The sequence below is a fragment of the Streptomyces zhihengii genome (assembly GCF_016919245.1).
Taxonomy (GTDB): Bacteria; Actinomycetota; Actinomycetes; order Streptomycetales; family Streptomycetaceae; genus Streptomyces; species Streptomyces zhihengii.
Window position 1 is genome coordinate 2,098,948 of the sequence record NZ_JAFEJA010000002.1, and the last position, 22,235, is coordinate 2,121,182.

17 protein-coding genes and 3 pseudogenes are annotated in these 22,235 nt (G+C 69.1%); 15 read left to right on the top strand and 5 right to left on the bottom strand.

Going from position 1 to position 22,235, the window contains the following annotated elements; genetic code table 11:
- Both tgmB and tgmC read left to right on the top strand, forming a co-directional pair.
- Positions 1-960, top strand: a complete 960-nt coding sequence (gene tgmB, locus JE024_RS36675; RefSeq protein WP_205378152.1) for an ATP-grasp ribosomal peptide maturase — start codon at positions 1-3, stop codon at positions 958-960.
- Entirely contained in the window at positions 957-2,126 is a 1,170-nt protein-coding gene (gene tgmC / locus JE024_RS36680; protein WP_205378153.1) for an ATP-grasp peptide maturase system methyltransferase, read from the top strand. Before tgmB ends, tgmC begins: the two co-directional genes overlap by 4 nt.
- A 787-nt stretch (positions 2,127-2,913) precedes the next feature.
- Here the strand turns inward: tgmC and JE024_RS36685 are convergent.
- Complete coding sequence (locus JE024_RS36685; RefSeq protein ID WP_205378154.1) at positions 2,914-3,717, bottom strand: hypothetical protein; 804 nt, start codon at positions 3,715-3,717, stop codon at positions 2,914-2,916.
- A gap of 119 nt (positions 3,718-3,836) precedes the next feature.
- Entirely contained in the window at positions 3,837-4,166 is a 330-nt protein-coding gene (locus tag JE024_RS36690; protein WP_205378155.1) for a DUF4429 domain-containing protein, read from the bottom strand.
- A gap of 407 nt (positions 4,167-4,573) precedes the next feature.
- On the opposite strand from JE024_RS36690, the gene JE024_RS36695 reads away from it, so the two are divergent.
- Together JE024_RS36695 and JE024_RS36700 are read left to right on the top strand one after the other, a co-directional pair.
- Entirely contained in the window at positions 4,574-4,984 is a 411-nt protein-coding gene (locus tag JE024_RS36695) for a hypothetical protein (RefSeq protein WP_205378156.1), read from the top strand.
- 173 nt (positions 4,985-5,157) lie between these two features.
- Positions 5,158-5,523 (top strand): hypothetical protein, encoded by a 366-nt coding sequence (locus JE024_RS36700; protein WP_205378157.1) that lies wholly within the window; start codon positions 5,158-5,160, stop codon positions 5,521-5,523.
- 323 nt (positions 5,524-5,846) lie between these two features.
- Here JE024_RS36700 and JE024_RS36705 read toward each other — a convergent pair whose 3' ends face one another.
- Positions 5,847-6,569: a hypothetical protein gene (locus tag JE024_RS36705; RefSeq protein ID WP_205378158.1), complete on the bottom strand. Its 723-nt coding sequence runs from the start codon at positions 6,567-6,569 to the stop codon at positions 5,847-5,849.
- A 185-nt stretch (positions 6,570-6,754) separates the two neighbouring features.
- Positions 6,755-7,017: pseudogene (locus tag JE024_RS36710) on the bottom strand (IS5/IS1182 family transposase); the annotation flags it as partial.
- Between the two features lie 350 nt (positions 7,018-7,367).
- Here JE024_RS36710 and JE024_RS36715 point away from each other — a divergent pair.
- From JE024_RS36715 to JE024_RS36765, 11 genes and pseudogenes are all read left to right on the top strand, one after another.
- Complete coding sequence (locus JE024_RS36715; protein ID WP_244883503.1) at positions 7,368-11,597, top strand: CHAT domain-containing protein; 4,230 nt, start codon at positions 7,368-7,370, stop codon at positions 11,595-11,597.
- Complete coding sequence (locus JE024_RS36720; protein WP_205378160.1) at positions 11,594-11,959, top strand: hypothetical protein; 366 nt, start codon at positions 11,594-11,596, stop codon at positions 11,957-11,959. Before JE024_RS36715 ends, JE024_RS36720 begins: the two co-directional genes overlap by 4 nt.
- A gap of 257 nt (positions 11,960-12,216) precedes the next feature.
- Positions 12,217-12,938 (top strand): annotated as a pseudogene (locus tag JE024_RS36725) (transposase family protein).
- Between the two features lie 575 nt (positions 12,939-13,513).
- Positions 13,514-13,798 (top strand): hypothetical protein, encoded by a 285-nt coding sequence (locus JE024_RS36730; protein ID WP_205378161.1) that lies wholly within the window; start codon positions 13,514-13,516, stop codon positions 13,796-13,798.
- A gap of 440 nt (positions 13,799-14,238) precedes the next feature.
- A complete protein-coding gene (locus JE024_RS36735) occupies positions 14,239-14,823 on the top strand; it encodes a hypothetical protein (protein ID WP_205378162.1) in 585 nt (194 codons plus the stop codon).
- A 965-nt stretch (positions 14,824-15,788) separates the two neighbouring features.
- Positions 15,789-15,962, top strand: coding sequence for a hypothetical protein (locus tag JE024_RS36740; protein WP_205378163.1), 174 nt, complete (start codon positions 15,789-15,791; stop codon positions 15,960-15,962).
- A 9-nt stretch (positions 15,963-15,971) separates the two neighbouring features.
- On the top strand, positions 15,972-16,619 hold the full coding sequence (locus JE024_RS36745) for a GNAT family N-acetyltransferase (RefSeq protein ID WP_205378164.1): 648 nt from the start codon (positions 15,972-15,974) through the stop codon (positions 16,617-16,619).
- Positions 16,620-16,917: 298 nt separating this feature from the next.
- Positions 16,918-17,430, top strand: coding sequence for a DUF6283 family protein (locus JE024_RS36750; RefSeq protein ID WP_280521594.1), 513 nt, complete (start codon positions 16,918-16,920; stop codon positions 17,428-17,430).
- Positions 17,431-18,140: 710 nt separating this feature from the next.
- A complete protein-coding gene (locus JE024_RS36755) occupies positions 18,141-18,731 on the top strand; it encodes a GNAT family N-acetyltransferase (RefSeq protein WP_244883504.1) in 591 nt (196 codons plus the stop codon).
- Between the two features lie 362 nt (positions 18,732-19,093).
- On the top strand, positions 19,094-20,314 hold the full coding sequence (locus tag JE024_RS36760; RefSeq protein WP_205378166.1) for a hypothetical protein: 1,221 nt from the start codon (positions 19,094-19,096) through the stop codon (positions 20,312-20,314).
- A 494-nt stretch (positions 20,315-20,808) separates the two neighbouring features.
- Positions 20,809-21,270 (top strand): hypothetical protein, encoded by a 462-nt coding sequence (locus JE024_RS36765; protein ID WP_205378167.1) that lies wholly within the window; start codon positions 20,809-20,811, stop codon positions 21,268-21,270.
- 489 nt (positions 21,271-21,759) lie between these two features.
- Here the strand turns inward: JE024_RS36765 and JE024_RS36770 are convergent.
- Positions 21,760-21,864, bottom strand: a pseudogene (locus JE024_RS36770) (IS5/IS1182 family transposase); the annotation flags it as partial.
- Positions 21,865-22,235: the final 371 nt, after the last annotated feature.

Here is a 22,235-nt window from a genome sequence, read left to right on the forward strand (position 1 = left end):
ATGTCCGATAGGAGGCCGGTGCTGGTGGTCACCGAGGTGGATGACATTACTGCCGACATGGTGATCACCGCATTGAACCGACAGAAGGTGCCAGTGGCCAGGTTCAATCCAGCTGACATCGGGGCGGCTTTGACGGTCTCCGCTCGATTCGGGGGTGGCCCGGCCTCCGTGGCCGGGCAGCTTCGCACCCCATCGCGGACTGTAGACCTGGCCGAGGTTAGGTCGGTGTATTGGCGCCGTCCCGTATGGCCGGTCTTCGCCGACCTGGAACATGACGACGCCCGGTTTGCTGCGGCGCAGACCCGCTACGGACTTGCCGGCACACTGTATGCACTCGACGGGCCCTTGTGGGTCAACCACCCCTTGCGCAACGCGGCAGCCGACTACAAACCCGCCCAGCTCGCTGTCGCTCAGCGCCTCGGGCTGAGAGTACCGCCCACTCTTGTCACGAACGACCCGGACGAAGCACGCTGCTTCGTCAGTAGCTATGAACAGGTGATCTTCAAGACGCTCCGGTGGACGCCCTACCAGCGCGACGGTGTGCCCGTCACCGGGTGGGCTGACCGTGTCTCGGCGACCGAGATCGACGAGAGGGTCTCGGTAGTACCGCATCTCTTCCAGACCGTGGTCGACAAAACAGGCGATCTGCGCGTGCTGATCGTCGGCCGTGATGTGTTTGCTGTCCATATCGAGTCCGGAATGCTGGACTGGCGCAAAAACTACTCGAACCTCGCTTACCGTGTCGTGGACTTGCCCAATCGTGTGGAGAAAATGCTCTTTGCCTACTTGAAGCACTTCGGGTTGGTGTCGGGAAGCTTCGACTTCGCCGTGGACAAAACCGGAGACCTCTGGTGGCTGGAACTGAACCCGAACGGACAGTGGGGATGGCTGGAGGAACGCACCGGCCTCGGCATGTCCGCCGCCTTCGCTGACCTGCTAACGCAAGGAGCTGCCCCATGACCGGCACCACCAACGAGCGGCGCGCTCTTGCCGAGCGCCTAACGAAAGCAGGCGTCCTCTCTACCCCCCGCTGGCGGGAAGCCGTGGAGGCCGTACCGCGCGAGCTGTTCCTACACCCCGGCGTGTTCCTACCAGCAGAGGGAGGTTGGAGGCCGGTGACCGCAGATGGGACAGACCCAGATGCGTGGGCGCAGATTGCCTACCGCGACGAGTCTCTGACCACTCAGCTCGACGGACATCTCACCGCCGACCAGGCCAGTGGGACCGTGACAGGCTCCCCGACTTCCTCGTCCACCACCCCAGTCACCGTCGTGGACATGCTGGAAGAACTCAACGTGGAGGACGACCACCAGATCCTCGAGATCGGCACGGGGACCGGCTACTCTGCCGCCCTCATGTGCCACCGCCTCGGAGAAGACAACGTCACGACGGTCGAAGTCGACCCGGACGTAGCCGCCCGCGCCGACACCGCCCTGGAAACCGCCGGATACTCGACCTGGACCGTCACCGGCGACGGACTCCTCGGCCACCCCCGCCGCGCCCCATACGACCGCGTCATCGCCACCTGCGCGGTACGCCGTATCCCGTACACCTGGATCAGGCAGACCAAGCCTGGTGGCGTCGTCCTGGCCACGGTAGGCGGCTCATGGCACTACGGAACCGGCCTGGCGAAGGTCACCGTTGCCACCGACGGCACCGCCGAGGGCCAGATCATCGGCCGCAGCTCCTTCATGCAGGCCCGCTCCCAGGCTGAGGTACCGATCGCTGGCGACCTGTCTGCCCGCACCGCCTACGCCGACAGCGAGCGCGAGACCGAACTGCCCCCGTTGCTGCTTGAAGAGTGGATGCCGGCCTTCCTCACACAGCTCGCCGCCCCCGGAACGCACTTCACCCGCGCCACATCGAAGGAGGGCAACCGGTTGCTGTACCTCTTCAACCCCGACCGCGAGTCCTTCGCCTCGTTCGTGCAGAGCGGCGACGCTTGGACGGTCCGTCAAGGGGGCCCGGTGGCCCTGTGGGACACGGTCGAACAGACCCTCACCACCTGGAGGGACGCAGGCCGCCCTGACATCACGGCAGTGCGGCTTCGCGTCACGAAGCAGGCCCACACCTATTGGATTGACGGGCACCCCTCCCTCCGCTGGCAGCATCACCTCACGTGCTGAGGTCTCGGGGGTGGTGGCGGGTGGATACGGGCCATGATCTCTGCTCCATGCGGGGATGTGAGGTATCGCGAGGGCGGGGGAGGAAGGGCACGGCGCCCTTGAAGGCCGCGTCCTCGCTGTAGGTGCCGAAGGTCGCGAGGGCGTTGATGATCCTGTAGATCCACTTCGGCTTCGTCGCCCCGCGACCGCGGGGATGCTTCGCCAGCGGAGGACGCCACCCGTGCCCTTGCCGCGTCGGCCCCGCGTCCGCGGGGAAGCCCCGGACGGAATGACGCCGGCCGTTCGACGCTCGGCGTCGACCCCGCACGCGCGGGGATGGTCCGGAGACCGAGCTTCGGTACTTCCTTGATGCGAAGTCACCCCCGCACGCGCTCCCGCACGGTGAGACGATCACGATCGTCCGCCCGGCCCGCTCACCGAAGACGTGTACGGCAACGGTGTCCCCGGAGCCACCAAGGAGATCCAAGTTCCCGGATGTGCGATTGAACCGATAGACCGGCGCCGGCCGGAACGAGGACACCCAAAGGCGCCAGCAGGTTATCTCTGGCCTGCGGGTCTACTGCCCCTTCGGCAGCGTCATCCACCCCACGGACCAGGTTCGCGTCCAGGGCGAGATGTACAGCGAACCCGGAACCGGGGTTGGCTTCCGCTCTCCGTTCACGGTCAGCACAGGAGCGGTCGTCGTGGCCCTCACCTTCGGCACCGGTTGATCATCACGGACGCTGGATGCCCCGCATGGAGTCCAAGGCGTCGTATGGGCTGTGGCGGCGCGCCCCGTAGACGAGGCTTACGGTGATGAGCCCGACCGTTCCGACGAGCACGGGGACCACTGCCGCCCCGGTGGATTGAGCAAGCCGATGCCCAGGGCAGCAGCGCCTATCACGACGCTCGTACCGACGACGCGGAGCAACTCCCAGTTTCGTAACGGCTCCAAATTCTCCAGCTGATCGTCATCGAGAAGTTGCCCCCACCGGCATTCCGCATAGCGCGTTCCGATCTTGCGTGCCACGCGTGCCATCTCGGTTGCGGCGGCCTCGGGGTCTGTGTCCAGCCGTGAACGAACCTGCTGAATTGCTGCGGCCACCAGGGCGATGTGCTTTTTGGCATGCTTCTTCCTGGGGGATCCGGTGTCGAATCGATTCGTTTCCCTCGGAGTTTTCAGAAGGGCACGGATAACAAGCCGAGCCGCTTCGTCAACGGCCCCTATCTCGGCAGGGCGCCGGGCAGGCGGTGCCACTGAAGCCAATGCTGACCTGTAGAGCAACAGGCCACACAAGAAGGCGGTGGGCCCCGGGTCCCGAGCAGAGTCCGGGCGCGACAACCACACAGCGTTTCCCCTCCGGCTCGCTTTTTGCGCGGCCAGCGCCCCGAGGATCGGAATGAGCACTCCACCGGCTATCTCGGCCACCCACGACACCGGCGGTTCGGGAGCTTTCCACTCCACTGCACCCCAGGCTGCGATGAAGCGCTCGTCCGCGAGCACGTGTTTGGCGCTACCAAACAACAACCAAACGTTCACCGCGAGGGCAACCGTGAGAAACGCCCATGTTCGCTGCTGCCTGATGTAGAAGAAGTACGCGGAGCGACCCACGGCCGCACGGAATCGTAATGGGGCATCAGGGGCAGGGGTGTACACGCGGTTCGCGCTGTCTGCGCGGTCTGCCCATTTCCCGGAGAAGTGCAATGCGCGCCTGGTGAAGGGATTCATTCTCAAGCGCGCGCCTGCCCGACCGCTGCCACCAGCTTGGCCGCATCGTCGCTACTCTTCTTCGGGATCGACAGACTGTGCGGGTCCGAGTCCGGGGGCCGGCCGCCCGAGAAGAGGCTCCGGGATTCCTCTGCTGGGTCGCTGCCCGGTACGAGGAACTGAACGTACCCGTGGAAGAGCGTGGTGGCGGGCTTGAGCCGGGTGCCGGTAACGTCAGCGGCCCGCAGGCGGAAGGGCCGAGGAGCCTTCCCGATCTCCTTCTTCGTGATCCTGACCCACGCACCGTCGAAATGGATGCTCCCCAGCACGCCCTTGACATCCCACTCCGCCACATCTGCCCCCAGGTAGTCCAGTTGAGGAGGCCGATGCTAGTCGGCGTCAGCGAACGTGTGTCTCGAAATGCAGTAGGAGAGCTGCTCCGCTCCCGCATGATGCAGGCCGACATGCTGCACGACGCGCAGCAGCGACGGGGAGAGGTGCGGAAGCCGGCTTCGCCGTCATTGTCTTTTGCATGCTGTGCCCAACGTGCCCCGCTGTTCCAGATCACCGGCGCCGCAGCTCTCTCCTCCGCGCGAGCGATCAGCTTCCGGCACTGGGCGAACAGTGGCATCACTTGCGGCCCGTTCGGCGCGGCGGGTGGGGAAGCCGACTCTGCGGGAGCCGCCGACCGCCGGTTGATGGACTGCTCCCGGGTAGACGGTCAGCGGACCGTTGCGTTGCCGTTCGAGGGATGCCGGAGATGATCATGGAAGCTGCGAAGTGGTCGGTGGACCGTAAACGCCTGGAGCAATGGGTTCCCGAGGGTGAGCGGATGATGGCCGGCTGTGCGGTGATCTACGGACGGTCGCTGTGGGGTCTGGTCCCACGGCGGGCGTCCCTCCTCCTGACCGACCGCCGAGTGAGGGTGCTGCGTCATCGAGGAAATGACCTCCGCTACAACATACGTGGCATCTTTTTCGAGATCATGCGCGGCGAAGCCAGAGCGGTCTGCGGGAATCCGCAGGTGCGGGTGGAGCTCGACAGGGGCCAAGAAGTCGAACTGCACAAGCATGACAGCGGGATCGAGCGTCTGCTGATCAGCCAGTGGGACGCGGTACACGCCGACGCCCTGTACGAAGCGTTCCCTTCCCAAGAACCGGACCCGCAATGAGGCATCCGCAGACGTGGGCGAGACGGGGCAGCGGCAGCGATCGATGGTGCCCCCACCGATGCCATTGCAGCCACCCGCGACCTGCTCCGATCACGCAGACGAGAAGGTGCTGCGCGTTCGCCGCAAGGGCCGCAAGGGCTGGCTGCCGGCCCTTCGGGACGTTGCCCTGCTGAATGATCGCGCACGCCTACAAGCTGCGCCGCAACGAGACCCGAATGCTGGATCTCACCGACTTCGGACACAATCCGGCGGGCCGGGAGGTCGGCGAGTACGGCACCCCGCTGGTCCGCCACGGCAAGGCCAAGAAGGGCTCACCGCCCAAGCGCCGCAGCGTGCTGACCGCCTGGCACTGGACACCCCGCACGATCGAGGAATGGATCAACGAGGCCCGGCCCGGATGCGGCATTCGACCGGCCGGGCCCTATGGCCGTCCGAGCGCGGGCCGCGAGTCGGGGATCAGCGGCTGTCCCGATTCGCCGCCCACGCGGGCGCCCTGTGTTGAGCGTGCCCGCTTCGGGCGCGGCGCTTCGGACACGTGACAACTGGTCCGGAGTCAGGCCTCATTCCTCTGTGTGTGGCGGCCGTCCTCGCGAAATCAGGTCGTCTCCTCCGCGTGGTCGCCATGTGGAAATCGTTGAACGGCAGCGTGCGGGTGTCCGGTACCGACAGCCCCGCCAGGCGCCAGGTGTGGGTCAGCGGCCAGAGAAAGGCCGAATCGCAAAGGTCCGGCGCGTCCTTACTCCGGGCGCGACAGACCGAGTCATGAAGGTAAGGCAGCCCCGCGTAACGTGCGACCGGAACGCAGGGCTGCATCAAGCCTTGTGCGGCCGACGGTGCACAGGCGAGCTACCTGGTGCTGTCGCTACCTGCTGACGCGTCCCATTTCGCGCAGTACCTGCCACCAGGGGTCCTCGTCGTCGGCACCGGTTACGGTGCGGAAGCCGGGGCCGAAGACGGTGTTGCGGAGGAAGGCATCCAGGTCGTCGGCCCACTTCTCGAACACGTCGCTCTGCCACCAGTTGATCCCCTGGTCGGGGAAGCCCCAGACCGTGCCGTCCGCCCGCTTGAGGAACACCGGGTCCTCGTAGATCTTGCCCAGGCAGAACCAGTCCTGCCCGCCCAAGGTGACGGGCGCGCCGTCCACGGGATCGGCGAGGAACTGGTTGCCTGCGGCGTGGTCGGCGTCGAAGAGGGCCATGGTGCTGAAAATGCCGCCGTCGGCCAGGCCGAGGTACTCCCGGTACGCGTCGGGCACAGTGGCGTCCACCGGGCCGGCGTACCCGGTAGGGACGGAGTTCATCACGTCCCACTCCGTTTCCTGGGGCAGCAGGGCCCGCGCAGATTCCAGCAGCTGACGTACTTCTGGGCTGGTCATGAGGATGGTCCTTCGATCCTGATTCTGCTGGATGTGGCCGTGCGCCGCGCCCGCGTCGTCCGCGAACTCCCAAAACGCGTCCGCCATGTCGAGGTACGCGTCCTCGTCACGTTCGGCCACCCCCACGCCCGCGACGTCCAGCATCGTGTCGACGCCCTCGGGAACGGTGTACCCCACCCTGATCAGCCCCGTTGCAAATCGAAGATCCAAGACGGGTCAGCATTCCATGCTGCCTAAAGCGGATTCCACGGGGTTCCCGGTCAGAGCTGTGTGACTTTGAGAAACATCAGGTGTGTGTGCGGAGGCTGCCTCACGACGCTGAGCCCGGTCTGCACCGCTCCAGCCGGGCCCACGCGACGCTGCACCCGAGCCGAGACCGAGGCGCGAATGTGCCGTAGCGCGGGTGAGGCCCACCGCAGGCGGCCGGCCGGGTCGGCGAGGATCTGGACGTTCATGCCTTGTTTGCCTGAGTGGAACGGTCGGTCGGCGGCGAGACGGTCGGTCGGCAGGGTGCCGTCGAGCAGGACAAGCGCTTTCCTCGACGCTTCGCGGACGGCTGAGTGGAGCGTGGGCCCAGGGCTGCGGGGAGGTCGACGGCTTCGGCGATGTAGCGGTAGGCCGTGGTCATGCTGGTGCCGAATCCCGCGGCGAGCTGGGCTCTTCAGTCCCGCGCAGGGCATGGCGGGAGTGGAGGCTGGGAGGGAACCCGCAGCCCAACGCGTCGGCGGACCTTGAGCCGCCCGGGTCGCGCGCGGCGAATCCGCGGCGTCCGCGGACGCTGCGCGCCTGCGCTGCGGGGCAGCGCTCGGTCCGCCTGGCGCCGTCTCGTCCACCTCTACGGCGAGTCTGTGCCGGTGCCTGGCGGCTCACTTCAGTGGGGTGAGTTCGCTGAAAGGCAGACAGCGGTGGCTCCCTGCGACGTTAATATGACGCATGGTCACAGGGGTGGTGGCGGACGCTGACGGGTTCGAGCTTGTCGTCGATGACCGACGGGTCGGATCCCGTCGGATGGTGCAGAGCGCTGATGTGGACTTGCTCGACGCGGTGGCCGCCCGGTACGTGGACGCCGTGCGCAAGGGTTCGAGAGAGCAGGAGCTGCTCGCGGTGGGGCGGGAGCTGTACCGGTGGCTGGACGGCGAGCGGGGTGAGTTGACCCGGCTGCGCGACGAGGCGCAGAGCCCGCTGGTCTTCGAGGTCAGGGCGTCCGCACGACCGTCTGCGGCGGCGTGGGCGCTGCTGCGCGCCCCCTTCGAGCTGTTGGCCGCGCCGGAGGGCGGGTTCCTGGCGGGGGAGTTGTCGTCGTTCGCGGTGGTGCGCCGGTTAGGGCGTCCCGGGCGGGCGCCAGATCTGGAGGGGTTCCGGCTCGGGGTGGCGTTCATGGCGTCGTCGCCGCGGGGTCAGCACGAGCTGGACTTCGAGGCCGAGGAGTTGGCGATCCTGCAGGCTGCCGGGGCGACGAGCCTCGACCTGGTCGTCGAGGACTCCGGGAACCCCGAGCACCTCGGCCGGCGACTGTCCGAGCTGGGCGGGATGCCGGTGGTGCACCTGTCCTGCCACGGGCTGCACAACTGGCGTGAGTCGCCGGACGGGGCTCCGGCGCCGGTGCTGCTCATGGAGGACGACCTCGGCGAAGGGCGTCCGACGCGCGCGGAAGAACTGCTCAGACTGCTGACTCCGCGTCCGAGGCTCGCGTTCGTGTCGGCCTGTCTGACCGCCACGGGTTCGGACGTGGCCGGGCATTTGCCCGCCGGGGCCGGCCGCCGCGGTGGTGCGGAGGCCCCGGCCCCGGTGCCGGTGGCGCACTCGCTGGCCACGGGGCTGGTGACGGCCGGGGTCCCGGCGGTGATCGGCTGGGACGGGTCGGTCAGCGACCGGGCCGCCACCCTGTTCGCCGAGCACCTCTACCAGCAGCTCAGCCGCCGCGTCGACCTGGCCGAGGCCGTCGCCGTCGCCCGCCACCAGCTCCTGCACCACGCCGAGGAGCGGGTGCGGGCGGACTGGCATCTGGCGCGGCTGTGGCTGGGACCGGCAGGCGGCGGGCCGTTGGTCGCCGGGACCCGCAAGCGCCAGATGGTGCCCGCGCACCACGCGACCCAGAGGTTCCTGGACCGCAAGCACCAACTGCGTGTCGCGGACGCGAAGATGTTCGTCGGCCGCCGTCCGGAGATGCAACGGGCACTGCGGGCACTGCGGGGTGGGGAGCGAGGCGGGGTCCTGCTCCATGGACAGGGCCGGCTGGGCAAGTCGAGCCTGGCCGCCCGGATCGCCGACCGCCACCCCCACCGGGACGTCGCGGTCGTCTTCGGCGACTACTCCGCCGGGGCGCTCCTCGACGCCGTCGCCGACGCCGTCACCGCCAACCCGGAAGCCCGCGCGCTCATCGAGGGCGGACGCGCCGAGGTTCGCGAACAGCCCGACCGCCTCCGAACTCTCTTGACTGATCTGCTGGCCGGACCGTGCGCCCAGGAGCGCGACGACGTGCGCAAGCCGCTCCTTCTGATCATCGACGATCTGGAGCAGATCCTGATCGCCGACCAGAACGGTCCGCACCGGCTCGACCCGAGATATGCCGGTGTCGTCGCCGATGTGCTGGCCGCGTGCGATCCGGCCCGGACCGACAGCCGCCTACTCGTCACCAGCCGCTTCACCTTCACCCTCGACGCACTGGAAGAAACACTGGAGCCGGTGCAGTTGCAGCCGCTGTCGCAGGCAGCCCGGCTCAAACTGCAGCGCCGCCAGGAGGCACTCGCCCCGGTCGGCTACGTGGCCGAGCGGGCCGATCTGGCCCGTCGGGCAATGGAGATCAGCCGCGGCAACCCCGGACTGCAGGACCTGATCGGCCTGCGCCTGGTCTACAGCAACGAAGTCGACCAAGCCCGCGCCGAGGCGGCCGTGACCGACATGGAGGCCTACCTGCGCCAGGGAGACCTCCCCGCCGACAACGCCGACGTCAGCAGCTTCCTGGAGAACCTCGCCCTCGACACCCTCCTGGAACAGGCCGGGCCCACGCACCGCGCCCTGCTGCAGGCCTGCACCCTCTTCTCCGTCCCGGTCCCGCAACCGGTCGTCGACACCCTCGCCGAGGCCGTCGGCGGCACGGCCTCCCGCCTGTGCGGCCTCGGCCTCCTCGACACGTTCCCCGACCAGCGCCACCCCGACCGCCCCGCACTCGCCGTCAACGCCCTCGCCGCCGGCCGCCTCGCTCCCCTCACCGAAGACGAACGGACAGCCCTGGCCACCCTGACCGTCGAAAAGCTCTACACCCAGTGGGGCGGCACCACACCCCGCCCAGACCGCGACAGCGACCTCGACCTGCAGCTGACCCGACTCGCCCTGGCCGCCAACCATCCGGCCATCACCGCCCACTGCGCCACCGGCGCCGTGAGCGCACTACGCCAGGGGCCCGCCGCCATCGCCGCCGAACTGGGCCGCCAAGCGATCACCCTCCTCGACCGCCATGACCACGAAGTCCCTGTCCCTCTGCTGCGGGCCGTCCTCGACGCAGCCGTGACATGCGGCGACGGCGACCATGCTGACACTCTCCTCGACCGCGCCATCCAGCAGACAAGCAACGAGCAGACCAACCCGACCGACCGCGCCGCGCTCTTCTACGACCACGCCAACCGCCTGATCACCCGCGGCGAGACCGACCAGGCCGAGAGCCTGCTCAACCAGGCACGTCAGCTCTACACCGATGCCGGCGACACCCGCGCCGCCGCGATCACCTGGGGGAAGATCGCCGACATCCTCCAGCAGCGCGGCGAGACGGACGAGGCGCTGCGGATCCGGCGGGAAGTCACCCTGCCCGTGTACGAGCGGGTCGGCGACACCCGCTCCGCCGCCATGACCTGGGGGCACATCGCCGACATCCTCCAGCAGCGCGGCGAGACGGACGAGGCGCTGCGGATCCGGCAGGAGGTGGAACTGCCGGTGTACGAGCGGATCGGCGACACCCACTCCGCCGCGGTCACCTGGGGACAGATCGCCGACATCCTCCAGCAGCGCGGCGAGACGGACGAGGCGCTGCGGATCCGGCAGGAGGTGGAACTGCCGGTGTACGAGCGGATCGGCGACACCCGCGAGGCCGCGGTCACCTGGGGGCGGATCGCCGACATCCTCCAGCAGCGGGGCGAGAGTGACGAGGTGCTGCGGATTCGGCGGGAGGTCACCCTCCCGGTGTACGAGCGGATCGGCGACACCCGCTCCGCCGCGGTCACCTGGGGGCGGATCGCCGACATCCTCCAGCAGCGGGGCGAGACGGACGAGGTGCTGCGGATCCGGCGGGAGGTCACCCTCCCGGTGTACGAGCGGATCGGCGACACCCGCGAGGCCGCGATCACCTGGGGGCGGATCGCCGACATCCTCCAGCAGCGGGGCGAGGGTGACGAGGCGCTGCGGATCCGGCGGGAGGTCACCCTCCCGGTATTCGAGCGGATCGGCGACACCCGCTCCGCCGCGGTCACCTGGGGACAGATCGCCGACATCCTCCAGCAGCGCGGCGAGACGGACGAGGCGCTGCGGATCCGGCGGGAGGTCGAACTGCCCGTGTACGAGCGGATCAGCGACACCCGCTCCGCCGCGGTCACCTGGGGACAGATCGCCGACATCCTCCAGCAGCGCGGCGAGACGGACGAGGCGCTGCGGATCCGGCGGGAGGTCGAACTGCCCGTGTACGAGCGGATCGGCGACACCCGCGCCGCTGCGATCGCCTGGGGGCGGATCGCCGACATCCTCCAGCAGCGCGGCGAGACGGACGAGGCGCTGCGGATCCGGCGGGAGGTCGAACTGCCCGTGTACGAGCGGATCAGCGACACCCGCGCTGCCGCGGTCACCTGGGGGCAGATCGCCGACATCCTCGAGCAGCGGGGGGAGACGGACGAGGCCCGCGAACTGCAGATCAAGCGTTTGGAGGTCAATGAGAGGCTTGGTGATGTGGATGGCGTCGCCGCAGCCAACTGGGACCTTGCGCGCATCGATCTGAGCCGTCAGGATCTCGCGTCGGCGGCAGCAAGGCTGAACACCTCCTTTCAGCTCCTTCAAGGGCTTCAGCGAGCCGACGGCATCGCGGTTGTCGGGGCGGCCTGGGGACAGCTGCTTCTCAATAGCGGGGAGCATGGCCGGGCGCGGCAGGTGCTTCAGGCAGCCCGAGCCGCCGCCGCCAAGATCGGGTTCACGGACCAGGTCAACCAGCTTGATGAACTGCTGAAGTCCACGGACGACGGAGACAACGAATCATGATCATCGAGTTTGTCGGAACGGACACCGAAGCCGCCGGGAAGAGCATCAGCGAGCTGGCCGCGAGTTGGGGCTACCCCGCCGAGCCCGTCCGGGCAGGGGAACCCGTGAAGGATCCGGACGCCAAGGCCGTCGATCCGATTTCGCTGACCGCCCTCATCCTGTCCATCCCCTCGGCCATGCTCGCCGTCGCGGACATCACCGACCGAATCCGTAAACGGCGCCGCGCCGGCGAACTCATCGAGCGCGCCCGAGAACTCCAGACGCAACAATCGACGGCACGCCTTGTCCTCGAAGACCGCTCCGTCGACCTCGCCACGCTCACGTCGGACCAACTCCTCGACCTCATCACCGACGAGCCGTGAACTACCCAGACAGCCGCACGGCACCCACGCCCGCAGCCGGCTGACCAGCCGTCGCACGCCGCAGCCGTACCCCTGCGTCACCCCTGGCCGGCGGACCACACCGGCCCGGGGTGACGGCTCCAGCGTTCGGGGGGCGAGGCACAGGGCTCCTTCTGAGCTGGCGGCGTTGACCGCGAGTTGGACGGGCCTGAATAAGGTCGAAGCTCCTGGTAGGCGGGTTCTCGACCAAGATCACCCGCGTCTGCCAGGAGCTTCGCGTGCTTGTCTACCCGTCGGCGATTGATCTGTCCAGCCACAGCATGCGGTACCTGACAAGGCGGCTGAAGGCAGGAGATCGGTACGCGTTGGCGGCACCTTCCCGCCTCGCGACAGGCCCTGCTTGCCCTGGCCCACCCACGGTGCACACCTACGTCCAGCTGGCCGCCGGGTTCGGCGTCGGGAACGCGACCGTTTGCCGCTAGATTCGTGAAGTCGTCGAGGCCCTGGCCGGTCTCGCCCTGTACCTGGCTGGGGCGATGCGGACGATCCAGGAGAAGGCGTTTGTCATCCTCGAGCACCTTGCTGCCGATCAACCCATCGCCGTCGACACCCACAAGCGGCACGGCATGAACGTGCAGGCCCTCACCGCTCCATTCGGACGGCTGCGCTGGGTCTCTCAGGTGCTGTCCGGCTCGGCTCACGACCTGACCGCCGCCAGGCAGCACGGGATCATCGAAGCCCTCACCGGAGCAGGACTCAGATGCTGGGCGAACAAGGCGTATCAAGGCGCCGGCGGGCCCGGCCGGGTCCCGCTTCGGGACCGACGCCTCAAGCAGTGGCAACGTCGTTATCACAGCACCCACGCCAAGACCTGCTGCCTCGGCGAGCAGGCCACGGCCACCCTGAAGGGCTGGCGCCTCCTGCGGAGCTCCGCTGAAGAACCAACCGCACCACAGCGATCATCCAGGCCGTCCTCGTCCTTCACCACGCGTCAGAGTGAGGGTGGAAAAGCCTCAGTGCCAGAGGTGTGCCGCACAACAGAGGCCAAACGAATGGGGTATCCCCCTTGGCTGGCGAGGAGACCGCCAGCGAGACCGTGGCCGCCACGTAGACGCCACGACTCGCCTGGCCCCCGAACCGGCCTGACCTCCTGCACGGTTCCCCGACCTCGGCTCCAGATTCTGGCCCTGGCATCGCTCGCGATGCCAGGGCCGGTCCATGTTGGGAGCGCGCGCAATCCCGATGCCGCCCCGAGCAGGTGCCGGGGATGCCGCCCTTTCACCCTGCCGCTCCGGCCCTCGGCCCCTGTACCGGGCCTCTTCTCGTTGTTTGCCGATCGCCCGACGACAGTGAGCCCGCCTCCTCGTCCGGGGCTGGGGGAGGGGCCGCAGGACTCCTCCCAGCCCTCCTGACCGACAGAAAGAGACCGATGATGTCCACCCCCGCAGGTTTCAGTGCGGCTGCCCGCGGCTTGGCCGGAGCTCTGCCCCACAACCCGGCACGCCGCGGCGACGTTCCCGCAGTGGAGCGCCTTCTCCTGGTCGAGCTTGCCGGTACCCGCATGGAGGATTAGCTGTGTCGAACATGCAGGAGCGCGGCCGGCTCGGAGACATTTTGCTGCGCGAGTTCAACACCTACGTTGCCGCCCCGGTCGAGGCCGGGCACGACTGGGAGGTCGTCTGGTCCGCAGCCGTGTGGCCGGAAGGCGACCGCCTCTACTGGCTCCGCAGCCGGTTCCTGCTTGCGAGAGAGTGCGCGTCCATGGTCGGCCACCAGTTTTCCGACTCAGCGATCACCAATCTCGGCCGCGAGTACGTGGAGTACCGCGCGCTGTTCCCCGCTGGACCGCCGAGACTGTGACCTCCGTCAAGGTCGCGGTCAGTGCGCAGTTGGTCGCTGGGCGGCTGATCCACGTCCGCGTCATCCCCTACCGCGACTCGGTATACAGCCTCGGACCGGAGCCACATCGACGACGTGCTCTGGACGCTCGGCAGAGCCACCCCCGCACGTCGGCGCCTCGCCTCTTGACCGGCCTACCGCACACCCGAAAGCCTGCCCCTGGACACAACCATGGGGCGGGCCCTCGGCGTTGTCACCCCCGGTTGCCTCGTGTCGTCCCGATCCCGGTTCGGTCTCTTACCCGGGTGTTGTGGGGCTTGGTATCGCCCAGGCGAGCGTGTGGGCCATCGAGAACGCTGCTCCCGCCCCCGGCCCAGCCGTGGGGTGGGTCGAGCTCCGCCGGTGACAGCCAGGCGGATGCGCTCTCGTACACCTCACGCCGCCCCTGCAGAGGAGTTCCCATGCCCGCGCCCGCCCACGCGACGGCCGCCGCTCCGCATACCGCCCCGGCCACGCCCGCCTGCCCGGTCCGCTCCGACAGCCCCCGCATCGCGGCCGCCGACTTCTTCACCCTCGCCCGCACCGGCCGCACGCAGACCACGCTGCCGCCCTTCCGTGACGGCGACAGCGCCAGCTGCCCGCTGGGCAACGAGTGGATGCGCCACGACGGCTGGTGGATCGTCCCCGGGGGGCCGGGCAGCCTTGTCCTGGACGACCGAACGGTCACCGGCTGGTGGCACACCCGGCACCAGCCGGGCCACCGGTTCGCCCTGGTCCACCGGCTTGCCCCTACCGAGACGAGTCTGATCACAGGCGACCGCTACACCAGCCGCAGTCGCCCTCTGAGCCTGCGTGACGGTGCGTTCACGTACACCGAGACGGTAACCGGGCCATGGTTGCGCCAACTGGCCCGACAGATCACCCGCACCCGCACCGTGAGCGTCCACCTCGAACTGCCCACCGGCGTCGTCACCCTCCACTCGCGGCTCGTCGGTGACGTGTTCTTCCACCCTGCCGCAGCTGCCACACCTGCCCTCTGCGCCTGACCACCACACCCCGGGCCGCTGCCTCGCAGCGCTCCACACCTTGGTTTCAGGGCACGGATACCGGCCCGGGGGAATGGTGGCCACCGCCGTCCCCCCGGGCCCACCGCACGCCCGTCCCGTCCTCGCCAGCGCCTGTTGCCGCACGACTTTTGAGGGAGCCGTCATAACGGTCACGCTCCCCGCCCACCAGACCCGCTCGCCCGCTATGCCGACCGGTGTCGACGCTCCGCCAGCCCTCGCTTAAGAACCACACGGTCGACACCGCCCGCCCGCGCCCGTCCCGGCGGCACCGCGCCGGCCCGTCGCTCAAGACACGCGTGACCAGAGGGGAGTGGAGCTCTGTGGCCAGCAGGACGCCACCCGCCCCAAGGTCACAGCGTTCCGGGGCGCACGGCCGCACCGCCCCGCTCCCGAAGCCCGATCGCCCGACACTGCCCCGCCAGATAGGACCAGGACACCCCCGACCCTGCGGGCCCCCCTGCCCTTTGCGCCTCTTGCCTCACCCCATGTTCGCTCCAGCTGCCCGGAGAGGGCGGTGACCACCCCACCTGCCCCCTCGGGCCGCAGCCGCGCAGCGCCCGGCATGTTTTCGTCGACCCCGCACGCGCGGGGATGCTGCCTTGTGGCCGGGCTCGCCCAGCGGCCGGCCAGGGCGGGGCACCTCTGTACGACGGCCTTCTCGTGTCCCCGGGCGGGGGCGCGGGGTCGGGTGTTGGCCCGGGGGAGACATGAGTGTTGCCCCGTTAACCCATTGCCCGGTCACGGTCCGGCCGTACCCCGGGCCCGGCCAGTCTTGGTGTGGGCCCGCCCCCGAGACGGACCGGAAGGCACCCCGCCATGCCCAGCCCCAACTCCCACGCTGCACCGGCACCCCAGAAAGGTGAAGCAGCGCCCCACCCCGACGTCCCCCGAGGGTCTCGTGATCCGTACGGTGCCCGGACGAGGTCGATGCGTTCTTCGACCTGATGCTGCTGGTCGACCCCCACATTTTTGCCGATCAACTTCCCAATCTGAAGGACACGATCGTCGCGGCCGGCAGAAACCTGGCTCTTGGTGGCCTCAATTCCGGTGAGGTGCCGTGCGCGCTGTGGACCGGTGTAGCCGACGCCTGTTTCCTTGCCTTCCGCTCGCAGTCCTAGGGTGTCCCCGTGACCGATGACGGCGTAGGAGCAGTGACTGATTTTGCTGTGCGTGGGGATGGGCAGGCGGTGGCCGCGCTCGGAGCGCTCGCCCTGTCCGGTGCGGCTGCCGGGCGGTCGGCGGCGTCGCAGCCTCTGGCTGCCGCGATCGACGAGTACGGCGGCCGCATCCCGTTGCCCTACGGGCACGGGCACTGCTGGGTCACCAGGACCGGGGCGGGCCCGGTCGCCGGAATGCTGTATCTCACGCCGCCCATCCGGTGGCTCGAGGGGCATTCCCCCGCGCTGCGGCCACGCCTCGCGCGTGCCGTGGCGGAGATCGAACTCCTCGCTGTCGACCCCGCTCACCGCCGTCGCGGCACCGGCTCCGCCCTGCTGCAGGCGGCGGAGAATGCAGCGCTCAGTGACGGGGTGCATTTGATGCTCGCCAAGGTACAAATCGGCGCCCTTCCGCTGATGCGCTGGTATCGCAGGCGGGGATACCTTCTCGCCGGGCAGGGCGAGCCCGTTGTCTTCGCCACCCAGGGCGGAATGTCATCCTGCGACGACGGCGGGGACGGGTTCCAGCTCGCCGTGAAGGCCCTGCAGCCCGGGGTGACCGTCCGCAGGACCAGCAGCCGCGGCACGACACTGCTCGTCGCGCAACAGGACGCCTGAGACCGCGCTCCCGGAGCGCCCGCCTGCCACGTGACGCCATGGGACGGCAGATCCGCACCGCAAAGCAGCCGGGCAGGGCACGAGCACTCAGGTCATTCTCGCTCGCACACCCGGGCAGGGCTGCCACACTGCATCCGTGCCTGGCAGGCCGTACACGGACCCGCCAGGCACACCCCGGGGCCCGCCTGCCGTAGCGGGCTTATGATGCTGAGGCGCAGAGTAGGGCCACCTGCACATCACACCGTCGAAGGGCCTCTTCGTGTCTGACTCCAATCCGCCGAAGCGGGCGCCGGGGGACATGCACGGCGTGCCGGTGCGCGGACCTGCGCCGCGTCCCTGTGAATCGTGCCCCTACCGCAGAGACGTGCCCTCGGGAATCTGGGCGCACGAGGAGTACGCGAAACTCATCCGCTACGACGATCCCACCGGTGTCCAACCGAGCGGACTGTTCCAATGCCACCAGACGGACGGCGGTAGCGCGGCACGCCGGGTGTGCGCGGGCTGGGCGGGCTGCCACGGTCCCGAGCTGCTCGCTCCCAGAACAGCCCTGGCCTTCGGTCGTATCGACGCCGACACCTTCGCCGAGATCGTCAACTACCAATCGCCCGTCCCGCTGTTCGACTCCGGCATGCAAGCCGCGCAACACGGCCAGGCCAACATCACGCGGCCAGACGACAACGCCCAGCGGCAGATCGACAAGATCACCCGCACACGCGGCGACCTCACCCCCGGCGTGCCGCCCCCAGCCCCCACTCCCGCCACGCGCTCTGAGACAACCGGCCGCCGCGACGTTGACCCTGCAGGCGCATAGCACTGCTACCCAGCGTCGATACTGCTGCCCTGCAACGTGGTGGTGCTCCATTCGCTCACGCCCTTCGTGACCGCTGAGAAGCCGCTTCACTTGATCATTTATCCGGAGCCTGCGCCGGGCGCACCGGGTCCGTCACGCCCGGGCCGGTCGTGACGGGACTGATGTACAGCTGTGGTCTGCTGACGGCTGCCGGATTCGGCAGCCACGTCGTCGGCTGAACCGCACCCGCCTGATGCCGCCGCACTGTCGCCGCCTGGCCGTTGGCTCCTGTCGCACCGGGCTGCAGTGTTCCGCGCGGCGGGGCCGGCACTAGCGACATACGGTTGCCTTGGACATGCCCTTGCCTCCCTCTTGCCTCCCTCTTGCCTCCCGCCTTCACCCGGTGCAGGGGCCGCCGCGCGTGGACCAGCGGCCGACGTAGGCGTCGTATCCCTGTACGACCGGCCCTCTCGTGCCGCCCGGGCGAGGGCGTGGTCGGGTGTTGGACCGGGGGAGACGTGGGTGTTGCCCGGGTAACCCGTCGCCCGGTCACGGTCCGGCCGTACCCCGGGCCCGGCCAGTTTGGTGTGGGCCCGTTCCCGAGAAGGACCGGAAGGCACCCCGCCATGCCCAGCCCCAACTCCCACGCTGCACCGGCACCCCAGCGATGTGAAGCAGCGTCCCACCCGGCACCCGGGTGTGCATCCACCCCGGCATCTGTGGAGGGTCTCGTGATCCGTGCGGTGCGCCCTGACGAGGTCGATGCGTTCTTCGACCTGACGCTGCTGGTCGACCTTCACATGCCCGCCGATCAACTCCCCGCCCTGAAGGACACGATCGCAGCGGCACTCACCGATGTCCGCCCGCCGTTCTCGCACGGCCTGAACCACTTCCTGTTCGCCACCCTCGACGACCAGCCCGTCGGCGCCGTACACGTCGGCCCGGCCCGCTGGATGCTCGACCGGAGCATCCCCGCCCGCATCCGGCGCACCCTCGTCGAGAAAGTCAGCAGCATCGACACGATCGCCGTCCACGACGACCACCGTCGCCAAGGCATCGCCACAGCGATCCTCGCCCGGGTGGAAAGCGACTTCGCAGCCGCCGGATACCGAGCACTCGCCCTGCGCCACGAACACCGCATGCGGCACTTCTTCACCGCACACGGCTTCACCAGCCTTCCGCGCCTCGCGGTGGACCTCGGCCCGGCCGGACTGTTCACCGAACACGACCGCGAGTGGAAGTACGCAGTCAAACCCCTCGACCCCGCCATCACCTTCACCACACAACGGGGCCTGCACGTCCTGTCCGGCCTCCTGAACTGACCCGGCCCCCCGGCCCACCCGGCCCGGCGCCCCGCCCACACGGCAGGGCGCCGGGCCGTGCCACTGCCGACCGCTCCTCCACCCCACCAGCTGCCAGCCCAGACGGTGCGACACCGCCCGGCACTCCGCCGCGCGCCTCCGGCCCCGGGGCTTCCATCGTCCACCCGGCCACGGCCGACAGGTTGCGGGGCTATCCCGCCCGCGGGCCAGAGTCGGCGCAGCCGGAACACGCCCGCCACGAACCCCCGTGTCGTGAGCTGCGAGCGACCGGCTCCGGCCGGGCCGCGCCTGGAACGCGGACCATCCCGCCCCCGCGCGGCCCGGCCCCGCCCGTCACCACCTCGAACCAGGAGCGCAGCATCATGTCCTTCCCCTCCACCCGCCCGACCGGCTGGCGTGCCCCAGCTCCTTTGACGCTTCTGGACTGGCAGCGCCGTCAGGAGGCTTTCACCCGATCCAATCTCACCGAGAACATGCTCGAACTCAGCTTCCGCAACAGGAACTGGAACGTTGCTCCTCTCGTCGCAGGCCAGCTGTCGTCGAAGCTGCTGATGATCACCGAATCCGACCGGCTGCAGCAGGCACGCACCTACAGCATCGGAGCGAACGCGACCGCTCTCGCGGTCGCCGCCACCGCCGGATCAGCCCCGCGCGAAGCGATCAGCAGCCACCGGCCCCCAAGCCCTGCAGGACTGATGGTCTTCGCCGATCCCATCGGTTCCGACATCGAGACCTACCGCACCACCAGCGGCGAAACCGTGGTAATCCACACCCCGATCGTGGCTGCATCATGGTCCCTGTGGGACGGGGACCAGGACACCCACCACGGCATACCAGTGACCTGGCTCCGCCAGGCACACCACGGCGATGTCCTTCCCTACCCGCCACGCTTCTGCGGCATCTGGATGACGTTCTACGCCCCGCGTACCGGCGACACGATCGGCGTCGATCCGGGCCAGCCCGTCGCCGTCGGACCTGACGGCACTGTGATCACCGCCGCCGAAGCCCACCAGGCCGACACAGCGTTCCGTCAGAACAACCGCGAGCACTGGGGCCCGCTGTCCTGGCACAACGAGCTCGTCCTGCCCGAAGGCGAGCTGTTCGGCACGTCGCAACCAGGCACACCGCAGCACTGGGCCGCAACCGTCTACACCGTCTGGCAGGTGATGGAACAGACCGGCAAAGCACAGCTCACCGAGACCGCGCGACACGCCCTGCCTCCCGCCGCCCGCAAGAAACTGGCCAGCAAGGCAAACACACAGCGGACGCGCCGCGTGGGCGACGGAGCCGTCCGCGTCGTCGACCTCGCGGCCACAGCCCGCCCGGCAGCCCGAGACGCCGAACGGGACAACGCCGCCTCAGACGGCCGCCGAACCGTTCAGTGGTCATGCCGCTGGCCTGTTCCGCCCTACCGCCGCAACACCTGCCAGAACCCCTACCTGCACCACAAACTCGGTGACGACGCCCTCGAACACCACACGCACCGCGAAGAAATCATGCCCATGAGCATCAAGGGCCCCGCCGACAAGCCCCTCCGCATCCGCGGAGGGACCACCTTCACCTTCGATGCCCCCTCCGCCTGACCACACCCCCGTGCAGAGCAGCCCACCTTCCTCCACCACCGCACCCCCACGAGCCGCCCGCCCCTGAACGGCCTCGTGCCCGGACATCCGTCCGGGCACGAGGCCACCTGCGCTTTCCGCTGCCCGCCGCGCCCCACGTGCCTCAGGGCCGCAGCGCTCCCTGCGATCTGTGCCTCAGCCCCCTTGCGTTGAGCTCCCGTTGACGTCCGCCGGCCCCACCCCCGGCCCAACCCACAGGAGCGCAACCCGCCCCCGGGTGCGAGGAGCGGGTTGCGCCCACCCTCTCCGGCCGGGGTTGCGGAGCTTGCCCCCGCCCCGGGCAGTGTCGGTTCTGCCGGAAGGTGCTCCCACACCCACTGCCCACCCCCCGGGGGTGGGGCGTGGTCGAGCCCCCGGCCGCCGGGCCGCCCCCCACCCCCTCCCTCAGAGGGCGGCCCGGCACCCCCGCCCCTCGGCCACACAGCATCCCTGGGCGCCGAGTATGGGAGCTGTCCATGCCCACGGCCCTCGAGCAGTGGCGCGCTGCCGCCCGCCACGCCGCTGAAACCGACCGGCTCATCGTCCGCCTCAACCAGGTCGCCTACCGGACAGCGGCCATCAGCCGCATCCTCGACAACCCCGACGCGACCGCCGACCGTCACCACCCGCATCCCGCGCGGATTCACGGCCACCGCCCGGCTCCTCACCCCCTGGGCGTTGCCGATCACGCAGAAACCCCCTGCGCGCTCAGCTTCCTCACCACCGCCGAACGCGCTCTGACCGCCCCCAGCGCTCGACTGCTCACCACCGCCGACTCGGCCCGCGCAGCAGCCGCCTGCGCAAGCGACGACGACCTGCGCAACCTCCTGTTCACCGACATCGTGGGCCGATGGCGTCACCTCATCGGCGCGACCCACCGGGGCTGGACCCACGTACACGTCGTCAGCGAAGCCGTCCTGGACCTTGTCGCGGCGTGAGGCCGTCCCGGCGTCCGTACTTCGGCCCGGGGACCGGTGGGCTCGCATGGTGAGGCGCTGTGTATTCGCGGTCGCACCGGATGGACATGACGCAGGGTGAAGCTGCAGGCGGACGACGGCCTGTCCGACATGTTCGCGCGGTGAGCTATACGAAGGCGGGAGCCGCCGAGGCGGCCGAGTCGCAAGTCCGGGACATCTTTGAAGGGCATCTTGTCGGCGACATCGACGACGACTTCGGGCTGGAGCGGCGAGAGGCTCGCCGCCCTACGCATCCTCCTTGTGGCTCCTGGCCCCCGCAGCGGCAGTTGGGCCTACATGACGGCAGGGTCCTGGGCCGCGGCGGAGCGAGACGGTCACGGTTTTGAGTCCGTCATGACCGCGCCTGTCCGCGACCAGCGGTACGTCGAACTCATGGCGATGATTGCCCGATACCACTGCGGAGAGCATCGGCCCGTCCTGGGAGCACAGCATGCCGATCAGTGAGGACTTTCAGCGTTGCCGCTGCAGAGTGAGGAGGGTGGCGGCGATGGCCGACATACGGTTGGGGCTGCAGCGGGCTTTGCGGAGGATCCGCCAGGACTTGAGGCGGGCGACATCACACCATCCGGCCGCGCTAGTGACCGTGAGACCCGAAGCGCAGTCGATACCGTTGACACCCTGATCCGATGCTCACCATGCGTCGTGACGGGGCTTCAGATCAGGTACAGCGCAGCTTCGTGATCATGTTGTCCAGGACAGCTCGTGTGGCCTGCGCGATGATCGTTGCCCGTGGACCTGGTCCGGTGCCCGGCCGGCCCCAGGATGTGGGGCCGGCCGCGGGGTGCCGGGGATGCCCGCGCACCTGTCACCTGGACGGAGTCCGCGCCGTAGGGGTTGGCCGGTACGAGCCTCCTGCCGGGGATCACCCGGACGCCATGACGATGACAGGGCGACGTCCTCCCGGCGACAGGCCGGGCATCATCACG

Excerpts from the sequence above, each read along its gene's own strand:
- tgmB (WP_205378152.1), top strand. The coding sequence starts at position 1 with ATGTCCGATAGGAGGCCGGTGCTGGTGGTCACCGAGGTGGATGACATT.
- tgmC (WP_205378153.1), top strand. The coding sequence starts at position 957 with ATGACCGGCACCACCAACGAGCGGCGCGCTCTTGCCGAGCGCCTAACG.
- JE024_RS36695 (WP_205378156.1), top strand. The coding sequence starts at position 4,574 with ATGATCATGGAAGCTGCGAAGTGGTCGGTGGACCGTAAACGCCTGGAG.
- JE024_RS36700 (WP_205378157.1), top strand. The coding sequence starts at position 5,158 with ATGATCGCGCACGCCTACAAGCTGCGCCGCAACGAGACCCGAATGCTG.
- JE024_RS36715 (WP_244883503.1), top strand. The coding sequence starts at position 7,368 with ATGGTGCAGAGCGCTGATGTGGACTTGCTCGACGCGGTGGCCGCCCGG.
- JE024_RS36720 (WP_205378160.1), top strand. The coding sequence starts at position 11,594 with ATGATCATCGAGTTTGTCGGAACGGACACCGAAGCCGCCGGGAAGAGC.
- JE024_RS36735 (WP_205378162.1), top strand. The coding sequence starts at position 14,239 with ATGCCCGCGCCCGCCCACGCGACGGCCGCCGCTCCGCATACCGCCCCG.
- JE024_RS36740 (WP_205378163.1), top strand. The coding sequence starts at position 15,789 with ATGCTGCTGGTCGACCCCCACATTTTTGCCGATCAACTTCCCAATCTG.
- JE024_RS36750 (WP_280521594.1), top strand. The coding sequence starts at position 16,918 with ATGCACGGCGTGCCGGTGCGCGGACCTGCGCCGCGTCCCTGTGAATCG.
- JE024_RS36760 (WP_205378166.1), top strand. The coding sequence starts at position 19,094 with ATGTCCTTCCCCTCCACCCGCCCGACCGGCTGGCGTGCCCCAGCTCCT.
- JE024_RS36765 (WP_205378167.1), top strand. The coding sequence starts at position 20,809 with ATGCCCACGGCCCTCGAGCAGTGGCGCGCTGCCGCCCGCCACGCCGCT.